The sequence below is a fragment of the Pseudoalteromonas sp. AS84 genome (genome assembly GCF_038900255.1).
In the GTDB taxonomy this organism is placed as follows: domain Bacteria; phylum Pseudomonadota; class Gammaproteobacteria; order Enterobacterales; family Alteromonadaceae; genus Pseudoalteromonas.
Genome location: NZ_JBBMQY010000032.1, coordinates 1 through 23,698 on the forward strand (window position 1 = coordinate 1; position 23,698 = coordinate 23,698).

22 protein-coding genes and 1 pseudogene are annotated in these 23,698 nt (G+C 38.6%); 12 read left to right on the forward strand and 11 right to left on the reverse strand.

Annotated features, from left to right (window positions below):
• The first annotated feature begins 339 nt into the window (after positions 1-339).
• Positions 340-975, forward strand: a complete 636-nt coding sequence (locus WNY79_RS19780) for an isoprenylcysteine carboxylmethyltransferase family protein (protein WP_024598455.1) — start codon at positions 340-342, stop codon at positions 973-975.
• A gap of 92 nt (positions 976-1,067) precedes the next feature.
• Here the strand turns inward: WNY79_RS19780 and WNY79_RS19785 are convergent, their stop codons facing one another.
• The 3 genes from WNY79_RS19785 to WNY79_RS19795 all read right to left on the reverse strand — a co-directional run bounded on the left by WNY79_RS19785 (position 1,068) and on the right by WNY79_RS19795 (position 5,690).
• Positions 1,068-3,086: an EAL domain-containing protein gene (locus WNY79_RS19785; RefSeq protein WP_342876697.1), complete on the reverse strand. Its 2,019-nt coding sequence runs from the start codon at positions 3,084-3,086 to the stop codon at positions 1,068-1,070.
• Positions 3,087-3,090: 4 nt separating this feature from the next.
• Positions 3,091-3,546, reverse strand: coding sequence for a YfiR family protein (locus WNY79_RS19790; protein WP_231616699.1), 456 nt, complete (start codon positions 3,544-3,546; stop codon positions 3,091-3,093).
• Positions 3,547-3,629: 83 nt separating this feature from the next.
• Complete coding sequence (locus WNY79_RS19795) at positions 3,630-5,690, reverse strand: TonB-dependent receptor (protein ID WP_342876698.1); 2,061 nt, start codon at positions 5,688-5,690, stop codon at positions 3,630-3,632.
• A gap of 475 nt (positions 5,691-6,165) precedes the next feature.
• On the opposite strand from WNY79_RS19795, the gene WNY79_RS19800 reads away from it, so the two are divergent.
• Entirely contained in the window at positions 6,166-7,044 is an 879-nt protein-coding gene (locus tag WNY79_RS19800; RefSeq protein WP_342876699.1) for a sensor domain-containing diguanylate cyclase, read from the forward strand.
• A 49-nt stretch (positions 7,045-7,093) separates the two neighbouring features.
• Here WNY79_RS19800 and WNY79_RS19805 read toward each other — a convergent pair.
• Positions 7,094-7,213 (reverse strand): annotated as a pseudogene (locus WNY79_RS19805) (LysR family transcriptional regulator); the annotation flags it as partial.
• 274 nt (positions 7,214-7,487) lie between these two features.
• Here WNY79_RS19805 and WNY79_RS19810 point away from each other — a divergent pair.
• From WNY79_RS19810 to WNY79_RS19820, 3 genes are all read left to right on the forward strand, one after another.
• Positions 7,488-8,504 carry a galactose oxidase gene (locus WNY79_RS19810; protein WP_342876700.1) on the forward strand — a complete coding sequence of 339 codons (1,017 nt, stop codon included), beginning with the start codon at positions 7,488-7,490 and terminating at the stop codon, positions 8,502-8,504.
• Positions 8,501-9,217, forward strand: a complete 717-nt coding sequence (locus WNY79_RS19815; protein WP_342876701.1) for a Sir2 family NAD-dependent protein deacetylase — start codon at positions 8,501-8,503, stop codon at positions 9,215-9,217. Before WNY79_RS19810 ends, WNY79_RS19815 begins: the two co-directional genes overlap by 4 nt.
• Before the next feature lie 141 nt (positions 9,218-9,358).
• Positions 9,359-10,156, forward strand: coding sequence for a response regulator (locus WNY79_RS19820; RefSeq protein WP_342876702.1), 798 nt, complete (start codon positions 9,359-9,361; stop codon positions 10,154-10,156).
• An 87-nt stretch (positions 10,157-10,243) separates the two neighbouring features.
• Here the strand turns inward: WNY79_RS19820 and WNY79_RS19825 are convergent, their stop codons facing one another.
• Positions 10,244-10,846 carry a LysE family transporter gene (locus WNY79_RS19825; protein WP_076924359.1) on the reverse strand — a complete coding sequence of 201 codons (603 nt, stop codon included), beginning with the start codon at positions 10,844-10,846 and terminating at the stop codon, positions 10,244-10,246.
• A 95-nt stretch (positions 10,847-10,941) separates the two neighbouring features.
• On the opposite strand from WNY79_RS19825, the gene WNY79_RS19830 reads away from it, so the two are divergent.
• On the forward strand, positions 10,942-11,835 hold the full coding sequence (locus WNY79_RS19830) for a LysR family transcriptional regulator ArgP (RefSeq protein ID WP_342876703.1): 894 nt from the start codon (positions 10,942-10,944) through the stop codon (positions 11,833-11,835).
• 6 nt (positions 11,836-11,841) lie between these two features.
• Here WNY79_RS19830 and WNY79_RS19835 read toward each other — a convergent pair whose 3' ends face one another.
• Positions 11,842-13,155 carry a M20/M25/M40 family metallo-hydrolase gene (locus tag WNY79_RS19835; RefSeq protein WP_342876704.1) on the reverse strand — a complete coding sequence of 438 codons (1,314 nt, stop codon included), beginning with the start codon at positions 13,153-13,155 and terminating at the stop codon, positions 11,842-11,844.
• Positions 13,156-13,560: 405 nt separating this feature from the next.
• On the opposite strand from WNY79_RS19835, the gene WNY79_RS19840 reads away from it, so the two are divergent.
• Positions 13,561-14,019: a GNAT family N-acetyltransferase gene (locus WNY79_RS19840; RefSeq protein WP_182692573.1), complete on the forward strand. Its 459-nt coding sequence runs from the start codon at positions 13,561-13,563 to the stop codon at positions 14,017-14,019.
• Positions 14,020-14,141: 122 nt separating this feature from the next.
• Here WNY79_RS19840 and WNY79_RS19845 read toward each other — a convergent pair whose 3' ends face one another.
• Together WNY79_RS19845 and WNY79_RS19850 are read right to left on the reverse strand one after the other, a co-directional pair.
• Positions 14,142-14,822 carry an SDR family oxidoreductase gene (locus tag WNY79_RS19845; RefSeq protein WP_024597443.1) on the reverse strand — a complete coding sequence of 227 codons (681 nt, stop codon included), beginning with the start codon at positions 14,820-14,822 and terminating at the stop codon, positions 14,142-14,144.
• A gap of 48 nt (positions 14,823-14,870) precedes the next feature.
• Complete coding sequence (locus WNY79_RS19850) at positions 14,871-15,551, reverse strand: SDR family oxidoreductase (RefSeq protein ID WP_342876705.1); 681 nt, start codon at positions 15,549-15,551, stop codon at positions 14,871-14,873.
• A gap of 275 nt (positions 15,552-15,826) precedes the next feature.
• Between WNY79_RS19850 and WNY79_RS19855 the strand changes: the two genes are divergently transcribed.
• Positions 15,827-16,681 carry a mechanosensitive ion channel domain-containing protein gene (locus WNY79_RS19855; RefSeq protein WP_342876706.1) on the forward strand — a complete coding sequence of 285 codons (855 nt, stop codon included), beginning with the start codon at positions 15,827-15,829 and terminating at the stop codon, positions 16,679-16,681.
• Positions 16,682-16,767: 86 nt separating this feature from the next.
• On the opposite strand, the gene astB is transcribed toward WNY79_RS19855, so the two are convergent.
• The 3 genes from astB to WNY79_RS19870 all read right to left on the reverse strand — a co-directional run bounded on the left by astB (position 16,768) and on the right by WNY79_RS19870 (position 20,335).
• The gene (astB, locus tag WNY79_RS19860; protein WP_182749772.1) at positions 16,768-18,114 is read right to left on the reverse strand and encodes an N-succinylarginine dihydrolase; all 1,347 of its coding nucleotides are present in this window, start codon (positions 18,112-18,114) and stop codon (positions 16,768-16,770) included.
• Between the two features lie 634 nt (positions 18,115-18,748).
• The gene (locus WNY79_RS19865) at positions 18,749-19,855 is read right to left on the reverse strand and encodes an L-dopachrome tautomerase-related protein (protein ID WP_342876707.1); all 1,107 of its coding nucleotides are present in this window, start codon (positions 19,853-19,855) and stop codon (positions 18,749-18,751) included.
• 45 nt (positions 19,856-19,900) lie between these two features.
• Positions 19,901-20,335, reverse strand: a complete 435-nt coding sequence (locus WNY79_RS19870) for a MarR family transcriptional regulator (RefSeq protein WP_170071607.1) — start codon at positions 20,333-20,335, stop codon at positions 19,901-19,903.
• A gap of 129 nt (positions 20,336-20,464) precedes the next feature.
• Between WNY79_RS19870 and WNY79_RS19875 the strand changes: the two genes are divergently transcribed.
• The 4 genes from WNY79_RS19875 (at position 20,465) to arsJ (ending at position 23,698) form a co-directional block, all read left to right on the forward strand.
• Positions 20,465-20,893, forward strand: a complete 429-nt coding sequence (locus tag WNY79_RS19875; protein ID WP_024598473.1) for an organic hydroperoxide resistance protein — start codon at positions 20,465-20,467, stop codon at positions 20,891-20,893.
• Positions 20,894-21,057: 164 nt separating this feature from the next.
• On the forward strand, positions 21,058-21,414 hold the full coding sequence (locus tag WNY79_RS19880; protein WP_342876708.1) for a metalloregulator ArsR/SmtB family transcription factor: 357 nt from the start codon (positions 21,058-21,060) through the stop codon (positions 21,412-21,414).
• 32 nt (positions 21,415-21,446) lie between these two features.
• Complete coding sequence (locus WNY79_RS19885; protein ID WP_342876709.1) at positions 21,447-22,457, forward strand: ArsJ-associated glyceraldehyde-3-phosphate dehydrogenase; 1,011 nt, start codon at positions 21,447-21,449, stop codon at positions 22,455-22,457.
• A gap of 23 nt (positions 22,458-22,480) precedes the next feature.
• Positions 22,481-23,698 carry an organoarsenical effux MFS transporter ArsJ gene (gene arsJ / locus WNY79_RS19890; protein WP_197100890.1) on the forward strand — a complete coding sequence of 406 codons (1,218 nt, stop codon included), beginning with the start codon at positions 22,481-22,483 and terminating at the stop codon, positions 23,696-23,698.

Here is a 23,698-nt window from a genome sequence, read left to right on the forward strand (position 1 = left end):
TAATAGCTTCTATTGCGTAGCGCACCGACTTCACATTGTAGAAAGTCTGTATCTAACAATTTGGGCTTTTTTGCGTCTATAGAAAGGAAAATATGAGTGAATAATATCGATATAAAATATATAAGCAGATTGGTATTACATAAAAAGTATGAGATCCTCATAAATTAAAGTTATTTTTAAATTAATGGTATGAGTTAATGACTAGCCATTAACAAACTACTGACTTAACTTGTTTATAAAGGCAATGAATACTAATATAATTTCATGACTATATAACTAGAATTTTTTGAGTTAGTTGTTTTAAAATTATCACCAATAATGATTGTGAGCTGTAACTAAATGCACTATGAAACATTTTTAGATGACTCTACTTCGCTAGTTGAATTTACACGTATTTACTTAGCTATTTTTTATACTTTTGTTGCGGGGTTTTATACATTTAGAATTATTTATAAAAATAGAAACACACCATCTGGCGTTGTTTATCCAGGAGATAAGTTTTGTTCTAGTTGGTGGAACCATATGGTTTTTAAGTTTTTCAGAGCTGCTATTTGGTTTGTATGTGTAGTGAGAGTGTTTGTACCTGAGTTAGATAGTTATTTGGGTCTGTTTTCGATATTTAATGGCTGGCCAGGAGTATTGTTTGGCGATATTTTATTAAGTGCGGGTTTTATTTTGACGATGTTTGTACATTTCCATATGTCTGAGCTTTGGCGATCAGGAATTGATCCTAAAGGACCGCATGAGCTTAAAACCTCTGGGTTATATGAATATTCTAGAAATCCGATGTATTTAGGTATCGTAGCAGCACAAGTAGGTTTCTTTTTAGCCTTACCTAGTATATTTAGTTTGATCTGCTTAGTGGTTGGTTTAATTGCTATATATAGACAAACTTTAGTTGAGGAAGCTCATTTGACCCATCGTTTTTCTACACAATATAAAGAGTATAAATTACTTGTCCCTCGCTGGTTATAGCTTGAGGTAAGGCTATAAGTATATTGAATGTAAATTAAGAGTTATGGGGTTTTCTATGTTGAATTGTAAAAGGTTCACACGATAGACAAAAATTAGATCACTTCTTTTTGTTCTATGTATTTTCCCATAAACTCTTTTTTAGAAATAGCCTTTGAAAAGAAGTAGCCCTGAATATAATCACAAGCAAGATGCTTTAATAGGTTGTATTGTTTTTGTGTCTCAACGCCTTCAGCAACAACCATAACATCTAGGTTGTGCGCCATGGTAATAATAGCTTTAATTAGAGCAATACTATTATCATTTGATTCAATATCTTTAATGAATGAACGATCTATTTTTAATATATCTATGTCTAAGCGCTGTAAATATGCAAGCGAAGAGTATCCAACACCAAAGTCGTCAATGGCTATGTCTATATTAATTGTACTTAAGCGTTTTAACTGTTGTTGTATTGAGGAGTCTGGGTCCATTAATGTATTTTCTGTAACTTCAATTAAAATAGTATTTGCGGGAAGTTGGTATTTTTTGCTTGCGGTAATCCAATCATCCACCCAGCAACCAGCACGATCAATTTCAAGGGGTGATGTGTTCACACTTATTTGAATCGTTTTCTCACTCAAAATATTAAATTGGACGGTATCTTGAATTGCTTGAGATTTAACCCATTGCCCTATTCCGTTTATTAATCCATTTTTTTCTGCTACAGGTATAAACTCATTTGGTCCTATTAGACCCCGCGTAGGGTGATTCCAACGTATAAGGGCTTCAGCTTTTGGTACTGATTTTCCATCAATTGAAAAAATAGGTTGGTAATATAATTCAAATTGATTTTGAATGATTGCAATACGTATCTCTTCTATTAAACGACGCTTTTCTGTAGCTTTTTCTTCAATAGCATAAGAAAAGAACTCATAGCGATTACGCCCTTTATTCTTAGACAAGTACATTGCTTGATCAGCACGTTTAACGAGCTCTTCTACTGTTAAGCCATCAGCAGGGAAAAACGTTAAACCTATACTTGCTGTAACATACACTGTTTCTTTTTTTATTTTTATACTTTGCATTAAGCTGTTTTTTACAACTTTGGCAATTTTTGATGCCTCATCTGAACTACTTACGCCCTCTAAAATCAACGTAAATTCGTCTCCGCCTAAACGAGCTACTGTATCTTTACTTGTTATACAGCTTTGAAGTCTGGTTCCTACTTGGTGTAATAGTAAATCGCCGTAGTCATGGCCAAGGCTATCGTTTACCTCTTTAAAACCATCTAAATCGATAAATATAAGGGCGAATTTCATTCCTTCAACACTTACTAAGCTTTGTAGTTTCTCGTAAAAATACCGTCTATTTGGTAAATCGGTTAACCCGTCTTGGTAAGCATACTGTTGCAGCTGAGAATTTGCATTTTCAAGTTCGTTAGTGCGAAGCCTAACTTGATTTTCTAACGAATTTTCCCTTTGCTCAATATTGTGCAGCATATCGTTAAAACAAGAAGTAAGTTGTCCCACTTCATCTTGAGATAATAGCTTGGCACGTAAGCTGTAATCATGTGATGTTGTTATTTTATTAGCCGTTTGCGCTAAATACAGTATTGGATTTAAAAATCGGCGCCTGAGTAATAAAGACAAAAGTAAACTTACTGCAAACGTAAAAGCCATTAAAATTAAAATAAACTTAATATAAAAAGTAATTCTATCTCTAATATAGCTGTCATTTGCACGTATTTGTAGGTCTCCATAATGGTTAGTGTCGAGCGTTAGAGGGGTATTTACTTCAATACTATGTTCAACCTCCATTGCTTCTGATTTAGCTATTGCTAATTGTTTTCCAGCCTTATTATTTACAGCTACGCTAATAACATCAGATCGAATCAGTATTGGATTAATAAGCTCCTGAATAGCTTCGATATCATCAAACATAAGTGCTGTTGTTATATTTGGGGAGAGCATCTTTGAGAGAGAATCTAAGCTTTCTATTTGGTCTTCTTTGGCACTTGTAATTTCATAAGCACTGAATACAAGAGTAACAGTTGCAGTAGAAACAAGTGCCACGCTCATTAGGATGAATAACAATTTTTTGCTTATTGTATTTAGTGCAAATAATTTCTTCATTGCATTACCTATCTACAACGCGGGCAAGGCGTAGTACTTTTGAACTCATAGTAATGCCTGCATCTTTAAGTTGCTTTGGCGCAATTTCAAAGCGAATTTTTCCACTCGATAGAAAAAATCGGATATGACCACCGCTTTGAATAAATACATCGGTTTCACCTACTACCATTATATTATTTTGCATTAAAGGTTTTGCAATGTTCCAAGCCTCTACAGTATCGGATGTAATGAATAGCATGTTGCATTTTGTACTAGCTAATTCCTCGAATGAAATAAATTTACTACGAAGTGGTAAGTCCTGAATTGTTCTGTTTTTCAAAGCAACGTTTGCTATATCAATGAAGTTTTGGTCTGGGCTACATAAAATAAATGCTTTTTGTTCACTTAACGAAGTATGCCATTGCCCAAATCTAGCGAAGTTATATAAAAAGCCTGCTTTTAACATATATTCTTTTTCCATAGCATAACTGTTCGTACTAAGTGAAAGTACAAAAAGTATTATAAGGCTATGAAATGATCGTTTAAATTTCAGCATTTATTAACTTAAAATGTCGCTTTAATAGTAAAGGTAATACATTCATCAATATAGTTAGGTATTGTGTAAGTTTCGCGAGTATTTCCATATTCTATATGAGAACCTGCAAATAAATTTTTACCTGAAAGCGCCGTTGACCACTTTGGATTGATTTGATAGTTCCAAGTAAGATCTAGAGTTGTGTAGCTATCGGTATTGTAAGCATCTGAATTTTCTACGCGCAATGTCGCAAATATATTATGGTTCTTAAGTGGTGTGTAATTGGCTTTAGCAAATAGCTGCCTATTCGTTGAATCAAACCCAATGGAGGGGGTTGTGCCTACTGGTAAGTCGTAATCAATCCTTGTGTAGCTGTAACCAAGTTCTGTACTTAGTGTATTTAAAGGGTGCCATGAAATAACAGCATCAAGGCCATTAGTCGTTGTTGCCCCTACAGATACTAAATCTAAATCAATTTGTGTTGTTGTGAGTGCTAAGGCCGCTTGCTGAAATTGCCCAGCTTGAAAAAAAGCGAGAGCGGGCAAAAACTGATCTGCGTGCGTATTTAAATTAATGACTGCAACGTGCTTAGCATCAGTATGAAAAGTCGAGAAGTCCACTGACCATTTTTCATCTGTAAATCGGTAACCTAATTCGTAGGATGTATAATTTTCTGATTTAACGTTATCGTTACCATTTAAAAATGTAGCAATACGATACTCGTCAATTGCTGTTACGCCAGTGCTTGAGCCTAACGCTTCGATAACTTTAGTACCGTTTACTGTAAAGTTATCATTAAACTCGATAAGGGTGGGTGTTCGTACACTTCTTGATAGAGCGCTCCATACTAAATGGTTTTCAATTGGTTTATACACGAGTCTTGCAGATGGTTGGTTTTCCCATCCAGTTAAATCATTATGATCGAATTTAGTGCCAATTATAAAGTCTAGTGTATTTGGAATGAAGTTATATTGAGCCTGAATAAGCCCGCCATATTGCTGTAAGCTATCAAGGTCTTTATCGCTGTCTAAAAACACGCTTTTTTCAAAAGAAATACTATTGTATCGATAACTCAACCCCCAATCTAATTGTAGGGACTGATAAATAAAGTTCATTTGATAATCTATATCAATAGATTCAAAATCTTCCTTTATGTATTTTTGAGAACCGTTTTGTTTAAGCCAAGAGACTTGTAACATTTGATTGGCATCAGGCGAGATTCGATTTTCTAAGCGAGCCATAACGCGAGAGTCTGTTCTTTCTAAGCCGTCTGAGAAAGAAATGTTTTTATTAGTATCATCAATCACACCGCGATAATTTTGTCCTAAATCAGAATGAGTAATAGTACCTTGAAACAATCCTGACCATTCATCATTAGGCGTAAAGTCAGCTCGGATACCAAATGATTGTTGTTTTGTAGTGTCACTAGGTGTCAGTGAAACACCTTTTTTGGATTCATTGGCATCTTTTAAGTGGCCATAAACACGGTAACTGCCGATGTTACTTATATCACCACCGTAGCGAAGATTTGCATCTGCATTTATTTGATTACCAGTTGTTACACTGGCGTATCCTCCGCGAGTATCAATACTATTTTTAGTGATAATATTAATAACGCCATTATTTGCGTTACTACCCCAAAGTAGTCCGCCTTGCCCGCGTATTACTTCAATGCGTTCAATATCGTATAAAGGAACATTTAGCGTTTCCCAATAGACTGCGGCAAATTTAGGTGTATATAAACTTTGCCCGTCAATCATTACTAACAGTTTGCTTGAAAAACGAGAAGCAATACCTCTTGAAGAAATAGCCCATTGATTGTTATCAAGCTGACGTACAATTAAACCAGGTACCATTTTAAGGGCTTCGGGAACTGAGGTTGCTCCAGACTTTGTTATTTGCTCTTTGCTAAGCACATAAATTGATGAGGCTGTATCGAAAGCTGACTGTGCTCTTTTCATCGCGGAAGTTACTTGCACATCCATACCCATTAAGGCATCAAGATCGAGGTCTTCATCTTCAAACGGCTCAGCCGTTACAAGAGGGCACACAAAAAGTAATGGCCAAAATAAACGTTGTGATATTTTCACCCGAAAGTCTCCTGCGCAATCAAAAAATCAAAAACAATGACTGTTTTTGTAATACATGTGATATCACACAATATTAACATACATTAACAGCGTAAAAGTATAAATGCGATTAAATCAAAATAACTAATGTTGTAGTAGTTAAAAAATTTAACTACGGCCAATAAAACAATAAAAAATACAGTAGATACATTTTATACAAGTACATGTATTAAAGAGTAAAAAAATAGAAGTTACTGAGAGCTATATGGTTATTTACAATTTAAAATTTAGGCTATTTTTGAAGGACTTCAAAGTATTTTGCGGTTATTGATTATTTAACTTTGCATATCATGCTTTTGCAGGGCGATATTAATTATACGTGCAGGATTAATCTAACTTTTTATTAATTATTATTGTAGTTTCAATTACCTTTGCTTTTATTAAAGGTATATAGAATACTTAAATTCGCTTGGTTTTGCTTTAAAGGCACCAGAGTATGATGAAAAATGAATTGATTAATGTAGAAGAAGTACTCGATTTAATGCTTGATGCCGTGTGTGTGGTAGATAAACAAGGCACATTTGTTTTTGTAAGTGCTGCATTTGAGCAAATTTTTGGTTATAAAGCCGATGAAGTTGTTGGCAAAAAAATGATTAACTATGTTTATGCTGGCGATCATCATAAAACCCATAACGCAGTAACTTCGCTATTGTCTGGCGAAACGGTAAACCCTCGCTTCGAAAACCGCTGGATGAGAAAAGATGGTCAAGTAGTCCATATATTATGGTCTGTTCGCTGGTCAGAGCAACATCAAGTAAGAATTGCAGTAGCGCACGACATAACCGAGCGTAAAGTAATGGAAGAACAACTACATTACATGGCACGGCACGATGTGTTAACTGGTTTGCCTAATCGCTCTTTATTGATGGAGCGATTAGAGAAAGTAATTATTAGTGCAACTACAAACAACACATTTTTTTCTTTACTGTTTATAGACATAAATGGCTTTAAAGCAGTAAACGACACCCACGGACACGAAACTGGCGATAAGCTTTTATGCGCTATTGCAAAAAGGCTCTCAGCATCGGTTAGACACTACGATACAGTAGGGCGTTTAGGCGGAGATGAATTTTTGATTATTTTAGATAATTTAAGTTCTAGCCACGAAACTGTCAGAATCAAAAATAAAGTCCTCACTGAGTTTAAGGACGTCTTTAAGTTAGGTGACGTACTATTAAATATTTCACCTAGTATTGGTATTGCAAACTACCCAGAGCACGGTCAAACAGATCACGAACTTATAAAATATGCCGACCAAGCGATGTATAAAAATAAACAACGAGGGTTAGATAACGTAACCTACTTACCTCAATAACTAAGCTGAACTACCACCTTAGATTAAACAATAGTCAAAACGCCCTTAACTATAATACCTTACTTGCCGCCATATTTTTAATATCGGTTTGCCAGTGCTGCGCTAAAAAGTCGATGAAAGCACGCACTGCCGTTTGCTGATAATTACGTGATAAATAAACTGTCCACAAATTATGTCCAGATGATAATGAAGGCGATTACCGTGTTGGCAGCAATACATATTTTACTAATAACGCAGGCGAGAGCAAGGTATCGGTCACTGATTACGCAACAGCAATGGTTGATGAAGCGCAAAATGCGGCGCATGTAAATCAGCATATTAGTATTGCCTACTAGCCTAATTATCAATCAAAAGCGTTTGATTATTTAAATATAACAATACTGGCTCATAAGGCTAAAATAATTTAATCTGAGCGTATTAATTCTTATTAAATTATTTGCCTCATGAGTCTTCTTTTTTCTCTTGCGTTAGCAAGTCTTCCCGCTTTACCTGAGCCAGTTGCGAATAATGCTGTTGCTAAAGTTATAGTACAAAACCAAACCTATTTTTTAAGCTTTATGGGATTAGGCAGCGATAAGCAGCACTCGTCAGTGCATAACAAAGTGTGGGCGCTTAAAGTTGGCGATTCACAGTGGCAACCCAAAACTGGTGTGCCTTCAAGCTTGCCATTAAAAGGGCGCTTAGCTAGCACCGCAGTCGGTTTAGGCGAGTACGCCTATGTATTTGGCGGCTATACGGTAGCAGAAGATCATACTGAAGTTTCAAGCCCAGACGTTTATAAGTACGACGTAATAAAAGATACTTACACTCATCTTGCGAGCATGCCAGTACCCGTAGACGATAGCGTAGCGCTGAGCTACAAAGCGCGTTACATTTATCTAATTAGCGGTTGGCATAACGACGGCAACGTAAACTTAGTGCAAGTATACGACACGCAAAATAATACATGGCAACAAGCCTCGCCATTTTTAGGTGAACCCGTGTTTGGTCAGGCAGCTGCAATTAGTGGGAATACCATTGTTATTTGTGATGGCGTTAAAACACAAGCTAACCCTGATTCGCGTCGCTCGTTTGCAGGTGTAGCACAGTGCTTAAAAGGCACAATAGATTCAACTAATCCACAAAAAATAGATTGGCGTACGTTGCCTCATCCAACGGGCACCGCTCACTATCGAATGGCAGCTAGCAGCTATAATGGCAATATTTATATGATGGCAGGCTCTAATAACCCATATAACTACAGCGCAATAGGTTACGACGGTAAGCCTGCACCAGCAAGTGATCATGTTTGGCGTTTTAGTGTGGATAAAAACGAATGGCAGGTTTTATCACCGGCTAAAGTAAAAAGTATGGATCACCGTGGTTTACTTGAGCACAAAGGTGTTTTATACCGAGTTGGCGGTATTGATAATAACCAGCAAGTAAGTGCTAACGTACTCAGTTATAAGGTTGAAAAATGAACACCCTTTACATTACCGGCGCAGGAGTAAGCGCAGCCAGTGGCATTCCCACTTTTAGAGGTGAGGACGGTTATTGGACCATAGGCAGTAAAAATTATACGCCTATGGAAATGGCAACACGCGCAATGTATCAAAATGCCCCTAAAGAGTTTTTAGCATGGTATTACCATCGCTTTGCAACGTATCGCAACCACGGCCCAAACGACGTGCATCATTGGCTGAGTAACAAAAACCTAATTACTCAAAACATAGATGGGCTTGATGGTAAAGCAGGTAATAAAAATTACATTGCTATTCATGGCAGGCTTGATCAAATGACCTTATTTCACCATCAAGGCGATGACGTAACCCCTTTTACCGCTCCGTGGGAAAAGGTCGATGAAAGCTGCTTGCACAACTCTTTATTTGATGTGTTTAATATTCAAAACCAAGCACCTGAGCTTAATTACTCTTTTAAACCCTTTGTTTTATTGTTTGATGAGTACTACACCGAACTTTATAGAATTAGCGAAGCGCAAAAGCGTATGAGCAACGCCGATAAAATCGTATTTATGGGTACCTCGTTTAGCGTTAACATTACGCAAATGGCGATTGAAATAGCCCGCGATTACAATATTCCCATTGAAGTTGTAGACCCCGAGCCAGCTCATATTTTACACCCCAATGTGAGCTATAAAAAAATGACGGCACTGGAATACATTCAAAACAATTAAAGTAAGCATTTTATGAGCATTTAACGTGCAATATTTAATGTTATTTACAATTTTGCAAAGTTTTTATCTCTCCAGTTATACATGTTGTTCTATAATGAAAGTAATCGCCTTTAAAAACATAATAATATATAAGAGACATAAATGAGTGATTTAACCGCAATAGCCAATTTATCAATATTATTAGTAGAACCTTCAGACGTTCAACAAAAAATAATTATAAAATCGTTATTAGATAGTGGCGTTAAACAAGTAGAAACGGCAACCACACAAGAGCAAACATTAGCACTTCTTATTAAATATCAACCAGATTTAGTCATAAGCGCAATGTATTTGGCCGATGGAACAGCCGACACCTTATTGCAAAAAATCAGATCAAACCCAAGCACCGAACATCAACCGTTTATGCTCGTATCCAGCGAGCGAAATAAAAAGTATTTAGAGCAACTACGTCAATCGGGTGTATTAGCCATTTTACCAAAGCCTTTTAGTGCAACCGCTATTACACGCGCTCTTAAAGCCACGCTAGATATAATTAGTGAAGAAGAAGTAGACCTTGAACATTTTGATGTAACATTGCTAAGAGTGCTGGTTGTAGATGACAGCCGCTTTGCGCGTAAACACATTATTCGTGTACTTGCGGGTATGGGAATACCTGCCCCAGTAGAAGCCGAAAATGGTAAAGAAGCTATTGAGCACTTAAGCAACCAATCATTCGACTTAATAGTAACCGACTACAACATGCCAGAAATGGACGGGCGAGAACTAACCGAAACCGTTAGAAGCTCAAATAGCTACTCGCATATTCCTATTTTAATGGTGAGCTCAGAAGCCAACGAAACACATTTAGCAAATATAGCCCAAGCAGGGGTAGATGCAATTTGTGATAAACCGTTTGAGCCAGCAACCGTAAAAGATTTACTGTTTAAAATAATGTCTTAAATTATTAACCCAAAGGCTAACGTTAAAACACATTAGCCTAAGTGAATATAATAAAAGCAGCGCTTGTTAAAAGTCGCTGCTTTTATTTTATTGGCTAGGTACGTTATAAAGACTAAACGCCACAAAACATAATATAACTGCAATTGCGGTATCAAATACTCGCCATCTAAATGGTGAACTTAATATGCTTTTAAGTTTAGGTGCAAAAAGTACTAAGCTGCTAAACCAAATTATTGAGCCAACACAAGCGCCAAGTGCAAAATGCATTGGGTTTGGTTGTAAAGCGCCAATATTGCCAAGTAGTAACACGGTATCTAAATACACATGTGGATTTAACAAACTAATTGCAAAGGCCGAAAGAGCAGTACTCCACCAGCTTACTTTTTCTACTTGGCTTACCTTTAAACCCGAAGTCCCTTTAACTGCTCGCATTGCAGATCCATACGCTAAGTACAAGAGCATCGCAATACCGCCCCACGTTAACCAAGGTAGTAAGCCCGGTAATAATTGCTGTAATTCATTTGCTGCAAATACACCTATTAAAATAAGAGTCGCGTCACAAATAATGCATACCGAGGCTAAAACAAACCGATTAGCGCCAGCCATACATTGGCTTAAAATCCAGATGTTTTGCGCGCCAATAGCAATAATTAAACTTAGTCCCAGAATCACACCCGATAAAAACGACATACTTTAAATCCACTCAATTATTCAATGCCTTGCAGGGTAGGGGGTATTCTGTTACAAATCCAATGAATATATTTAGGGTTATATGCGTAAAACTCATGATTGATTATCAACTACTTAATGCACTGTCGGCGGTTATTAGTGAAGGCGGGTTTGAAAAAGCCTCTAAAAAACTATTTATTACGCAATCGGCAGTAAGTCGGCGAATTCATCAACTCGAAGCCAAACTTGGAGAGCCTGTAATTATTAGAACGCAGCCACCGCGTCCGACCGCTCTTGGCAAGCGTTTACTTAATCATTTACAACAAGTGCTGCAGTTAGAAGTTGCTTTAAACGTAGATGCACTTAACGAACACTCCAGCTTAAATACACCTCTTAGTGTAAAGTTGGCTGCCAATGCTGACTCACTAGCAACATGGTTGCCAGAAGCCCTTGCTATACTAGACACAGAATCTGATTGTAAATTTAGATTTGAAGTGATCTCAGAGGATCAATCCATCGCTCATAAAAGAATGAAAGATGGCGAGGTAATGGTGTGTATTAGCTCATCTCCTGAGCCTGTAAATGGCGGGCTAGCAAGCCCATTAGGCGCTATACGTTACAAGGCAATTGCGAGTCCTGACTTTATTAAACAGCATAATCTCACTTCGCTTTCGCAACTGGCGCAGCTGCCCTGTTTAGTTTTTAGTGAGTACGACAAGCTACAGCACCAGTTTTTAGAAGATATTAGCGGCTCAACGCCAGAGTATATGCATATATATCCCTCATCAGAGGGATTTAAACAAGCCATGATAGCAGGCCTAGGCTATGGTTTATTGCCGACTTTGCAGCTTGGCGATTCCTTGCAAAAAGGGGAGTTAGTTGACTTATTTCCAGAGTATTATATTGATACGCCCTTGTACTGGCATTATTGGCAAAGTGAAAGCCCGCAACTTAAAGCACTGCGTAAGTTTGCAATGCAAGTTGCGGCTAACCGATTAGAACCAATTTAAAGGTGTTTATAACTGCCCTAATCTATAAATGAGTAATGCAGTTTTTTTAATGTTTTTATCAAGGCTGGTTAAATCGGCTGTTTCGTTTTTAGTGTGCGCGCCGCTGCCCATTAAGCCTAAACCATCAAGTGCCATATCAACATGGTTTGCGGCAAATGAAATATCTGCTGCACCTGCGTTGCGAGGGTTGGCGGCTACTACTTTGTTGAAGCCTAAATCGTGGCTTGCGTCGCTGTATAATTCTAATAGCTTTTTATTGCCATCAGTTAATGCCATTGGCGGGTAACCGTCTTCAAAAATAAGCTCTGCTTTACTGCCATTTAAACTGTTGCTAGCAATAAGTTGCATTGACCTTTTTGCGTTTTCGAATTGCTTTGGCGATAGTGCGCGTAAATCACCTGCTACATGCACGGTTTGTGCTATTACATTACTTTTACCAAACGCCGTTGCTGACGAATTAGCACTGTCGTAATCGGCATTTGTACCGCCTACAATAAGCCCCGGGTTAAACGTTAAATTAGGTTGTGTGGCAAGTTGTTCTCTAAAGTCATTTAAAATGCGTGATGCTTCGTAAATAGCGCCATAACCAACGCTTTCGCTAAATATTTGCGAAGAATGCGCCGCATTTGCCGTTACGTTCAGCGTCCAACCGGTATAACCACGGCGCGCCGCCATAGCTGTTTTTATATTGTTATCGCCATTTTCATAACCAAGCGCTACGTCAGCCCAAATTGCTGCATCAACAATAGCTTGTTTAGATAAGCTAAGCGGGCGACCGCTGCTTTCTTCATCGCCAGTCAGTAACACTTTTATGCTTACATTTTCGAGTGAATTAAGGGCTTGTAAGCTTTTAAGTGCGGTAATTATTATCGTGTTACCGCCTTTCATATCGGCTACACCTGGGCCACTGGCTGTATCGGCATCAAGCTGTTTGTAGGTAGTAAAGTTATCGTTTTTGGCAAATACCGTATCTAGATGGCCGATCATCAGTATTTTTATTGCATCGGGGTTTTTACTTTCGTGGGTTGCTAATACATGCCCTGCGCGGTTAAACGCACTGCCATCCAGCCATTCTACTTTAAAACCTATGGCTTTAAGCTGCTCGCTTGTCAGCGCGCCTACTTTTTTTACACCTTCAATATTAAGCGAACCGCTATTAATATTTACGGCTTGCTCTATTTCTTTCAATGCTTGGGGAATGTTTTTATCGACCTGTTTTACTATTTCACGCTCGTTTTTATCAAGCGCCGCATGGCTTGTAAGCGGTAAGGTACTAGCAAGTGTGAGGATAAGTGCATGGCTAAATTTTAAAAATGACATAACAGCATAATAAGTGAGAAATAAGAGTATTTAATATGAAGTAAAAATACACAGGATTCAATAGAAGGTGATTGTGATTTTTAACTAATTTTATAAGCAATAACGAGTTACAAGTTTAAGGGTCAAAGGGTGAACGTGTTATTAGTTTAAACACAGGTACTTAAAATATAATCTTTTAATTAATAATCAAGCTGTATAACTAAACAGTAATTTGTCTGATATTACTGATCTCCACCATTTTGGGGTTTTGCTGCATTTAGGAAAGGTAAGGCGAAGCTAACTAACTGTTTACAGTTGTTTATTTTATAGCTAGGATAAAATCATTGTAATATAAGGACATTTGCCGGTTTGTAAAGCGACAAATGTCGTAGACTAAATTGTTAGTTGCCAAAAGGAATTGAGTATATGGAAATATTTCACGCCACAATAGAAGATGCAGAATGTTTACTAGAACTTCAGCGCGTAGCTTATCAATCAGAAGCTGAACTGCATAATGACTTTAATATCCCGCCTTTAACTCAAACGCTTGATGAACTGAAAGCAGACTTTGAGAAGAAAATCATTTTGAAAGTTGTTGATAACGGTAAGTTATTGGCAAGCGGTCAAGCTCGCTTAGAAGCTGGTAGTTGTCATATTGGACGCATGGCGGTATGGCCTGAACTGCATGGCCAGGGTGTTGGCTCTAAGTTGCTTTCTTCACTTGAAACTGTATTTCCAGAAGCTAATCGTGTCGAGCTTTTTACAGGGGAGTTTAGTGCTTCAAATTTAGCGATGTATAAACGCCGTGGTTATTCTGAGTTTAAAACGGCAAAGCTGGGTAAAACGAGAGTTGTATTCTTAGAACGCAATCTAAAAAGCAGCTAACAAGCTTTTATTAATGCCGAATATTTTCCCTTCATTCTATCTAGCCGGTATTTAGAATTAACAACCATCAGGTTTAATACCATTAGCATTAAACCTGACAGCTCAAACTCAACCAATCAACGTTAATTAGTCGGCATTAAATAAATCTCACGTACGCTGTTGCGCTGGTTTGCTTCAATAGCAAACAGTACAGCGTCGGCTACATCTTGTGGGTCGAGTTTATCGGGTTTTGCCTCATCAAAAAACGGGGTATTTACCATACCTGGTGCTATGGTGGTACAGCGGCCATTCCACTCACTCATTTCCTCAGCTAAGTTTTGTCCAAAGCCATAAGCAAACCATTTAGTTGCACCGTAAATAGAGCCGCCAATTGGCTTACGGCCAGCGGCAGAGCTGGTTAATATAAAGTGACCTTTATTTTGGCGTAAATGCGGCAGTGTTAGTTTTGCAGTCCATAGCAGCGCTTTAATGTTTATGTCGATCATGGTTGACCACTCATCCGGATCGCCTTTTTCGGTGCCAGCGGTTGAAACACCCATGCCTGCGTTAGCAAAGGCTACATCCAATCGGCCAAACTTTTCAATGCCTTTTGTTACTACGTTTTCAAGTGCGGTAAAGTCTGTGGCATCTGCAGCTACGCTCAGTGCGTTATTTGAGCCTAAAGACTCAACTAATTTAGTTAATTTGTCTTCGCTTCTGGCGGTTAAAATGACTTTGTGGCCATTGTTAACCAGCGTTTTTGCGGTTGCTTCGCCAATACCGCTTGAAGCACCTGTAATGAGGACTATTTTTTCTTTCGCCATGATTATTTCTCCTATGTTTACATATTCAAAATTATGAGAATAGTTTTACTAATGAGTCGGTCTTAAATGTATTTCTCTGATGCTATTGCGCTGATTTGCCTCAATGGCAAATAACACAGCATCGGCAACATCTTGCGGGTATAACTTGTCAGGTCTTGCTTCATCAGTAAAAGGGGTATTTACAGCGCCTGGGGTGATGGTTGTACAGCGCCCATCCCACTCACTAATTTCTTGTGCTAGGTTTTGAGAAAAACCATAAGTAAACCATTTGCTTGCACCGTATATAGAGCCTTTAACAGCTCTGCGACCAGTTGCTGAGCTAGTAATAATAAAGTGTCCTTTGCTTTGGCGTAAATGCGCAAGCGTTAGTTTTGCAGTCCACAATAGGGCTTTAATGTTTATGTCGATCATGGTTGACCACTCATTGGGGTCGCCTTCTTCAACGCCTAATGTGTCTAACCCTTTACCTGCATTAGCAAAGGCTACATCCAATCGACCAAACTTTTCAATGCCTTTTGTTACTACGTTTTCAAGTGCGGTAAAGTCGGTGGCATCTGCGGCTATGCTAATGGCGTTATTTGAGCCTAATGACTCAACTAATTTAGTTAATTTGTCTTCGCGTCTAGCGGTAAGTATTACTTTATGGCCATTGTTAACCAGCGTTTTTGCGGTTGCTTCGCCAATACCATTTGAAGCGCCGGTTATGAGTATTATTTTCTCTTTTCCCATAGATAACCTCTTTTGTGAACATTGAAAGCTTAAAATAACCATACCAATAAACGATTAACCTATATTGAATAGGGGCTATAAATTAGCCGTAAATAGGCGGGCTTTACGTATCAAAAACCATAGTTTTAACGGTATTTTTAAAGTTGAAATAAGTGATTAAAAAAGATAGGTTTAAATTTTTTATTCTATATACTCGCGCCACTTCTTTTGAAGTCGGTTTTTATTAGATTTAACCATTATTTTGCTGAGTTTCAGCCACATTTATCGGAACAAACATGAAAGATAAACTTTTAGCGTTTTGGCAAAGCCATTCAGAAACAATCATCACTTTAGGGTACAAAGTGATTTTAGCGTTGGTGATTTTAGTTGCGAGTGCCTTAATTGCACGCTCGGTTAAAAAAGCGATTAAAAACTCTAAATCGCCATTAAAAAGGGTAGATAGTACGCTACTCCCGCTTTTATCGAGTATTGCTGGTTATTTAGTTTATATAATTGGCGGGCTATTTATTTTGGATATTTTTGGCGTTAATACGGCAAGCTTAATTGCGCTAATGGGCGCTGCGGGTTTAGCGATTGGTTTAGCCCTTAAAAATACGCTGAGCAATATTGCTGCGGGTATTATGCTGCTAATACTCAGACCTTTTAAAATAGGCGACTTTGTTGATGCCAGTGGCACGCTTGGTACTGTGAACGAAATAAACCTGTTTACCACGATTTTTAAAACCACCGACGGTCTTTATATAGCATCGCCTAACGGCAAAGTATGGGGTGGCAATATTAAAAACTTTACCCGTAACGGCAAAAGACGAATGGACATAGTGGTGGGTATTTCGTATGCCGACTCTATTGATGTTGGCTTAAATGTACTTAAAGAATTAGCAGCATCAGAGAGCCGATTACTTGCAGAGCCTGCTCCTAAAGTAATGGTTACTTCAATAGGCGAAAGCGCAGTAAACATTCAATTACGTGCGTGGGCTGTTAATGGTGATTATTGGCAAACCGTGTGGGATTTAAATAAACGTGTTAAAGAAGCAATTGAAGGCGCTGGGCTGAGTATTCCGTTTCCGCAGCGTACGCTGCATTTATCGGAGTCGATGGCGTCGGCAATAACTGTTAACAAAGATGCTTAAATATGTATTAACATAAACATAAGCACAAATAAAAATAGCGAGCCTTTGCTCGCTATTTTTGTATTAGCCTTTGTGCTGACTAGGTATTAACCTTCTAATTGAAAGTCGTACACTGAGCCTAAATTAAGTAGCTGCGTTAGCTCATCAAGTGCTTGGTAGCTTTCAGTCAACAGGGCTGAGTCTGCAAAGTCACTTGCGCCTAATTTGTCGCGGTAGTTACGTTTTGCCCAGTCACACAGTTGTGTGTATTTAGTATCGGTTAAAATAACCTCTGGGTTTACTGCAGCAAGTTCTTGCTCGTTAAGGGCTACACGTAAACGCAAGCAAGCTGGGCCGCCGCCATTTTGCATACTTTGGCGTAAATCAAAAAACTGCACTTGGTTTACTGGGTTATCAGCCATAATCATTTCTTCAATGTAGGCGTTAACCGCGCTGTTGCGTTTACACTCTTGTGGTGCCACTAACAGCATTGAACCATCTTCAAGGCTCACTAACTGGCTATTAAATAAGTAACTACTTACAGCATCGGTAATACTTACTTTATCGGTAGGTACTTCAATAATATAAAATTCTTTATTGCCTACATACGCTTCGCGAATATCTTGCAGTGCCAGTGCTTGGTTTAAAAATGCTTGCTGGTGGCACAGTAATACATTGGCGTTACCTACTGCAATTACATCATTATGAAACACACCTTGGTCTATTACGTCTGGGTTTTGCTGTAGTAAAATTTGGCTTGAATCTTTTAAGTTATGTAAGCGACAAATTGCTTCTGAGGCTTCAAGTGTTTGCCTTGCAGGAAACTTAGCGGGTTTTGGTAATTGGCTGTTAAACGCGCTGGCACCAAATACAAACATTTCAAGGCCTTGCTCGCCGTGGCTGTCACAAAAACGAGTATGGTTTGCTGCACCTTCGTCGCCAAAAAAGCCTTGGTCTGGCAAATGGGTATGGTGCGCAAAGTATTTGTCGTTATTAAACATAGCCTTTAATAAGCGCGTAGTGGTTGCAGGCTCTAATGAACGATGAAACTTATTATTTAAATTAGCTGAAGTAAAATGTACTTTGCCGTCGGTTGTATCAGGAGATGGCGATACCGTAGCAGCATTGGCTGTCCACATTGCAGACGCTGAATAACACGCGCGTAATAAAATTGGGTCAGCTTTAAATGCTTTATGAATTACCTGTGCATCATTACCGGTAAAGCCTAAGCGGCGCAGTACGTTTAAGTCGGGGCGCGCATGAGGGGCAAATACACCTTGGGTTAGGCCTTTGTCGTGCATGGCTTTCATTTTTTCAAGGCCTTGAAGCACTGCCTCTTGAGGATTTGAAAAGCTTGCTGCGTTATTTAACGAAGCAACATTACCATACGATAAACCAGCGTAGTTGTGAGTAGGACCCACTAAGCCATCAAAATTAACTTCCAAAGCGTTCATACACGTTCCAACTAAAAATTTTCAATAGGGTGCAACAATACAACGCAATAGGGTTGCTTGCAAAGTTATAAACGCAGTGTTTTTACTAATTTTTGATGTTTTTAAATGGGGAATTTATTACAAGGGAGTTGTTTTGATATTGAACGATTAATTTGAAGTTTAACTAAAATGTACATATAAATTTCATAGTGTGTAAAAGCTTAGCCTAAAGTAGGTTTATACATTTAAGCTTTATGCCAAGCCTTTACACAATACGATGTTACTTAACATAGGCGCGCTCTTTATCAGCGGTTGTATGGGTATTTGTTGGATCATTAACTTGCCAAACGCTAATATCTAAACGCCATAAAAGATAAAGGGTATGGTATAAATTGAACATGGTTTTTCCTTAGTATTTTCACTGAACACATCAGTTTATAGGAAGAAGTATGCCAACATTAACTTGAATATTTTATGAATAAAAATCAGGTATTTAGTATTTAAGTGTAAATACATACTTAAGGATTAGCACCAAAGAGGTGAAGTATTACTAAAAGATGCACCAGTGTGGTGTGTTTTTAGCAAAAAGCCCTGCAACTATTGGGTCACTTAAATGTGCAAGGCTTTTTAAAAATGTAGTCACTTAAAAAGTAAATTAACGGCCTACTTTTCCTTTTACTAAAGGCTCGAACGACATTACTTTAAACTTGCCGTGGCTTTGATTTTTGCCATTATTAAGCACTGGAGAATTATGTAAATCGTCAACGGTAAAGTATATTTTATGATCGGCTCCGTAACTAAAACCATCAGGCCAGCTCAAACGTTCGTCTTTAAATAATACTTCGTAGTTGCCTGTGGGTTTAACTACGCCAATTGCGCTATTGGTTATGTCGGTTACATATACGTTACCGCCGCCATCAACAATAATACCGTCTGAAATTGGCTTAGTGCCGTAACGCGTAACTTTGTCTTCAAGCGCTTTAGCCGAAAGGCTCTCGTTATTTATAGCGCTGGTGGCAATGCGGTAAACCGACGTGCCCGACATAGATCCAAAGTAAAGCCAGTCTTCGTTAGGGTCAAGCGTAATAGGGTTAACACCTAAGCGGGCAGGTTGTCCGCCAAGGCTCATTGTGCGCCCATCAATAACCATATCGATATTTTCGGCTGTGGTGTAATGGCTGTCTTGTAATACTCTGCGTGCGACACCTGTTTTAAGGTTAACCGTAATAATAGCGGCTTGGCTGCCTTGGGCTGTATCGGCAATGTATACAACGCCATGCTTATTATCGATGACTAAATCGTTTAAAAACGAGGTGTCGGTAATGGTTGGTTTAGCCAGATAAATGATTTTGTGCAGTTGCTCTTTGTTTGTATCCCAGCCTACTAAGCGCCCTGCATGATCGGGCCCTGAGGTGTCGAGCATCCATAAAACGCCATCGCTTGATACATTTATGCCAAGTACGTCGTAAAAACCTTTACCGTTATTGTACGCGTATGCCCATTCTTCATTAGGGTAGGGCTTGGTTGTACCATCGCTTAAAAGCTCCATAATTTTTTGCTTTTGGCCAAAAAAACCATGCACAGATAAAAACTTTCTGCCCGATGGAGTAATAGCAATGTTACCCGGTGGATGCTGCGCATCAAATGTGGCTACTGTTTTTAAATCAGCATTTTGATTATCGGTATTAGCAGATACGGCGTTGCTACCTAAAAGAGCCGTGCTACACGCCGCTGCTAATAGTAATTTTTTAATATGGGTCATTTTTAAAACCTTTTAAAACACGTTTATTGTTTAAAAATTAAGAGCCTAATCGGCTAAGTCGTTTACTACTAAATCGAGCAGCTGCATTAACTGCTGTGCTTGTGTTGCATCTACACTATCAAATTTACATAAAATATTTTTAGGGATATCGGCTGCTTTTAATTTAAGTGATTGGCCATGCTGGGTTAGCTGCACTAGGCGTTTGCGTTTGTCGTGCTCATCTTTAATAACAGCCAGTAATGATTTGTCGCTCATTTTTTTGAGTATTTGGGTCATTGCACCGCCGTCTATCGCGGTTTTATCTTTTAGCTCGGCAATTGTTATTTCGTCTTGCTCCCACAGGGCCATCATTACTACGTATTGTGGGTAGGTTAAATTTAGTTCGCTTAAAGGCTCGCGATACGCACGCGCAATGCTGTTAGATGCCATGTATAACCGATGACATAACTGATTCTTTAACTTTAATTGCTCAAACGACATAACGTTATCCTTCATTTCGATACATGCTATTTTAATTTGCATGCAAAGTATTTGCAATCTCTAATTACTTGTTCTATTATTTTGCACACAAACTAAATTGATTGATATTTTTAAACTTTGGAGTTCATTATGAATGTATTACAAAACGTAGCTTACACAGCAAAAGCAACTGCAACTGGCGGCCGTGAAGGCGTAGCTAAATCTGATGATGGTCGTTTAGATGTAAATTTATCAACACCTAAAGGTTTAGGCGGAGACGACGGACAAGGCACTAACCCAGAGCAATTATTTGCCGCAGGTTATGCAGCATGTTTTATTGGCGCACTTAAATTTGTTGCAGGTAGCGAAAAAATAGAATTACCAAGCGACACGCATATTAACTCACAAGTGTCTATTGGCGCGATTGAAGGCGGTTTTGGGATTGCGGTAAAACTTGCTGTATCACTAGGTGATATGGATAAAACAGCAGCGCAAGAGCTTGTAGATAAAGCGCACCAAGTATGCCCGTATTCAAACGCAACACGTGGCAACATCGAAATAGAGCTTTCAGTTATTTAATAACTAAATAAAGAAAAGTTATAAAAGCACACAACGACAATTAGTCGTTGTGTGCTTTTTTGCGTTTAAGGTATAAAAACTAAATATACGATAAAACGTATATTCACTATTCCATATATTGTTATTTTGTTTTATTGTGTATGCATAAGCACAGTGAGGACAGTATGGAACAATTCAACCCACTTCAATTTTATAAATGCCTAGCGGACGATACACGTTTAAAAGCAATGCTGCTAATTAGCCATCAAGAAGAGCTATGTGTATGCGAGCTTGTTGCTGCACTTGAATTAAGCCAACCTAAAGTGTCTCGCCATTTAGCACAGTTAAGACAATGCGGATTATTAAGCGACCGTAAACAAAATCAATGGGTGTACTACAGTATTAACAAAGCACTGCCAGAGTGGGCTAAAAATGTATTAACGCAAACGCTTACTGCTAACTCTTCATTTTATCAAAACGATTTAACGCGCTTAATCGCCATGGGTAATCGCCCTGAACGTGCAGCTAGCTGTTGTAACTAACTAATAAACTAACTTATTAAAGGTATTTAATTATGACTATTAAAGTAGGTATTAACGGTTTTGGCCGTATGGGGCGTTTAACACTGCGTGCAGCAGTTGATTGGCCAGAAATAGAGTTTATTAAAGTAAATGATGTAGCGGGCGATGCTAAAACACATTCACATTTAATTGAGTTTGACTCAGTGCACGGACGCTTAGCGCAGCAGGTTACTAGTGATGATAATAGCTTTAGTGTGGGTAAGCACACGATTGCAGTTACCAACAACAAAACTATAAATGAAACTGATTGGTCAGATTGCGATGTAGTAATAGAGGCCAGCGGTAAAATGAAAACCACTGAACTGCTAAATCAATATTTAGCGCAAGGTGTTAAGCGCGTTGTAGTAACCGCACCAGTAAAAGAAGACGGCATTTTAAATGTGGTTATGGGTGTTAACGATGGTTTATATAAACCAAATGAACATAAAATTGTTACAGCAGCTTCTTGCACAACTAACTGCTTAGCGCCCATTGTAAAAGTTCTGCAAGAAAAAGTGGGCATTAAGCACGGCTCAATGACCACTATTCACGATATTACCAATACCCAAACTATTATTGATGCGCCTCATAAAGATTTACGTCGTGCTCGTTCTTGTGGCACAAGTTTAATACCTACTACAACCGGTAGTGCAACGGCTATTACGCATATTTTCCCTGAGCTAAAAGGTAAATTAAACGGCCATGCTGTACGTGTACCGTTAACTAATGCATCCATTACTGACTGTGTTTTTGAGCTGGAGCGAGGTGTTACACAAAGTGAAGTAAACACGTGGTTTAAAGATGCTGCAAATAATGAGCTAAAAGACATTCTAGGCTACGAAGAAAGACCGCTTGTATCTATAGATTACAAAACAGATCCGCGCAGCTGCACCATAGATGCCCTTTCTACTATGGTAATTAACAACACTCAACTTAAATTATACGCTTGGTATGATAACGAGTGGGGTTATGCAAACCGTACTGCTGAGCTAATGCTTAAAGTTGCAAAAAGTGATTTAGTTTAATCTCATTTAAAAGGTTTAACGCTATGTTTGCGCAGTTGGCTAACTTACCGAGTTCTATAAAACAATATTTAATAATTACTGGTAACTATTGGGCATTTACTTTAACCGACGGTGCACTACGCATGTTGGTGGTGCTGTATTTTCATCAGTTAGGTTATGGTGCATTTGCAATAGCCATGTTGTTCTTGTTTTATGAAATTTTTGGTGTGATCACTAATTTAGTCGGAGGTTGGCTTGGCGCGCATTTAGGGTTAAACAAAACCATGAATGTAGGGCTTGGGCTGCAGCTTGTAGCTTTAGCTATGCTTTGCGTGCCAGGGGATTGGCTAACCGTTGCCTATGTTATGGCAGCGCAAGCATTGAGTGGCATAGCTAAAGACTTAAATAAAATGAGTGCCAAAAGCGCCATTAAGTATTTAGTACCGCAAAGCGATGAGGGGCAAAGCCAATTATATAAATGGATTGCCATACTTACAGGCTCTAAAAATGCGTTAAAAGGGGTGGGCTTTTTTTTAGGCGGCTTATTACTTACTGTATTTGGTTTTGTAGGTGCACTAATAAGCCTAATTGCATTACTTAGTGTTGCGTGGGTTATTAGTTTAATTTTTTTGAAAGGCGATATTGGCAAAGCTACAAACAAACCTAAGTTTAAAGAGTTATTTTCTAAATCTCGTGCAATCAACTTACTTAGTGCTGCGCGTTTATGTTTGTTTGCAGCGCGTGATGTGTGGTTTGTCGTTGCATTACCGGTTTACTTAGCCGCTCAGTTTAACTGGGATCACTGGTGGGTAAGCGGCTTTATGGCTTTGTGGGTTATTGCTTATGGGCTGGTGCAATCGCAAGCTCCACGCATAACTGGGCAAAGCGATTCAAATTCACACTCAGTCAAAAAAGCATATTGGTGGGTTGCTTTATTAAGTGGCGTAACCTGTATTTTAGCGTTGTTGATGCAATTTGATATCGCGGTACATTTTACGCTTGTAATTGGCTTACTTATTTTTGGTGGTGTATTTGCCGTAAATTCATCACTGCACAGTTACTTAATAGTAAGTTTTGCTAAAAATGACGGGGTGTCGCTCGACGTTGGTTTTTATTATATGGCTAATGCAATAGGGCGCTTGCTTGGTACGGTGCTTTCTGGCTGGGTTTTTCAAGTGTATGGGCTTAGTGCATGTTTATGGGTGAGTGTGTGTTTATTAATTGCGGCCTCAATCACAACGGCACGCTTAGCTAAACTTTAA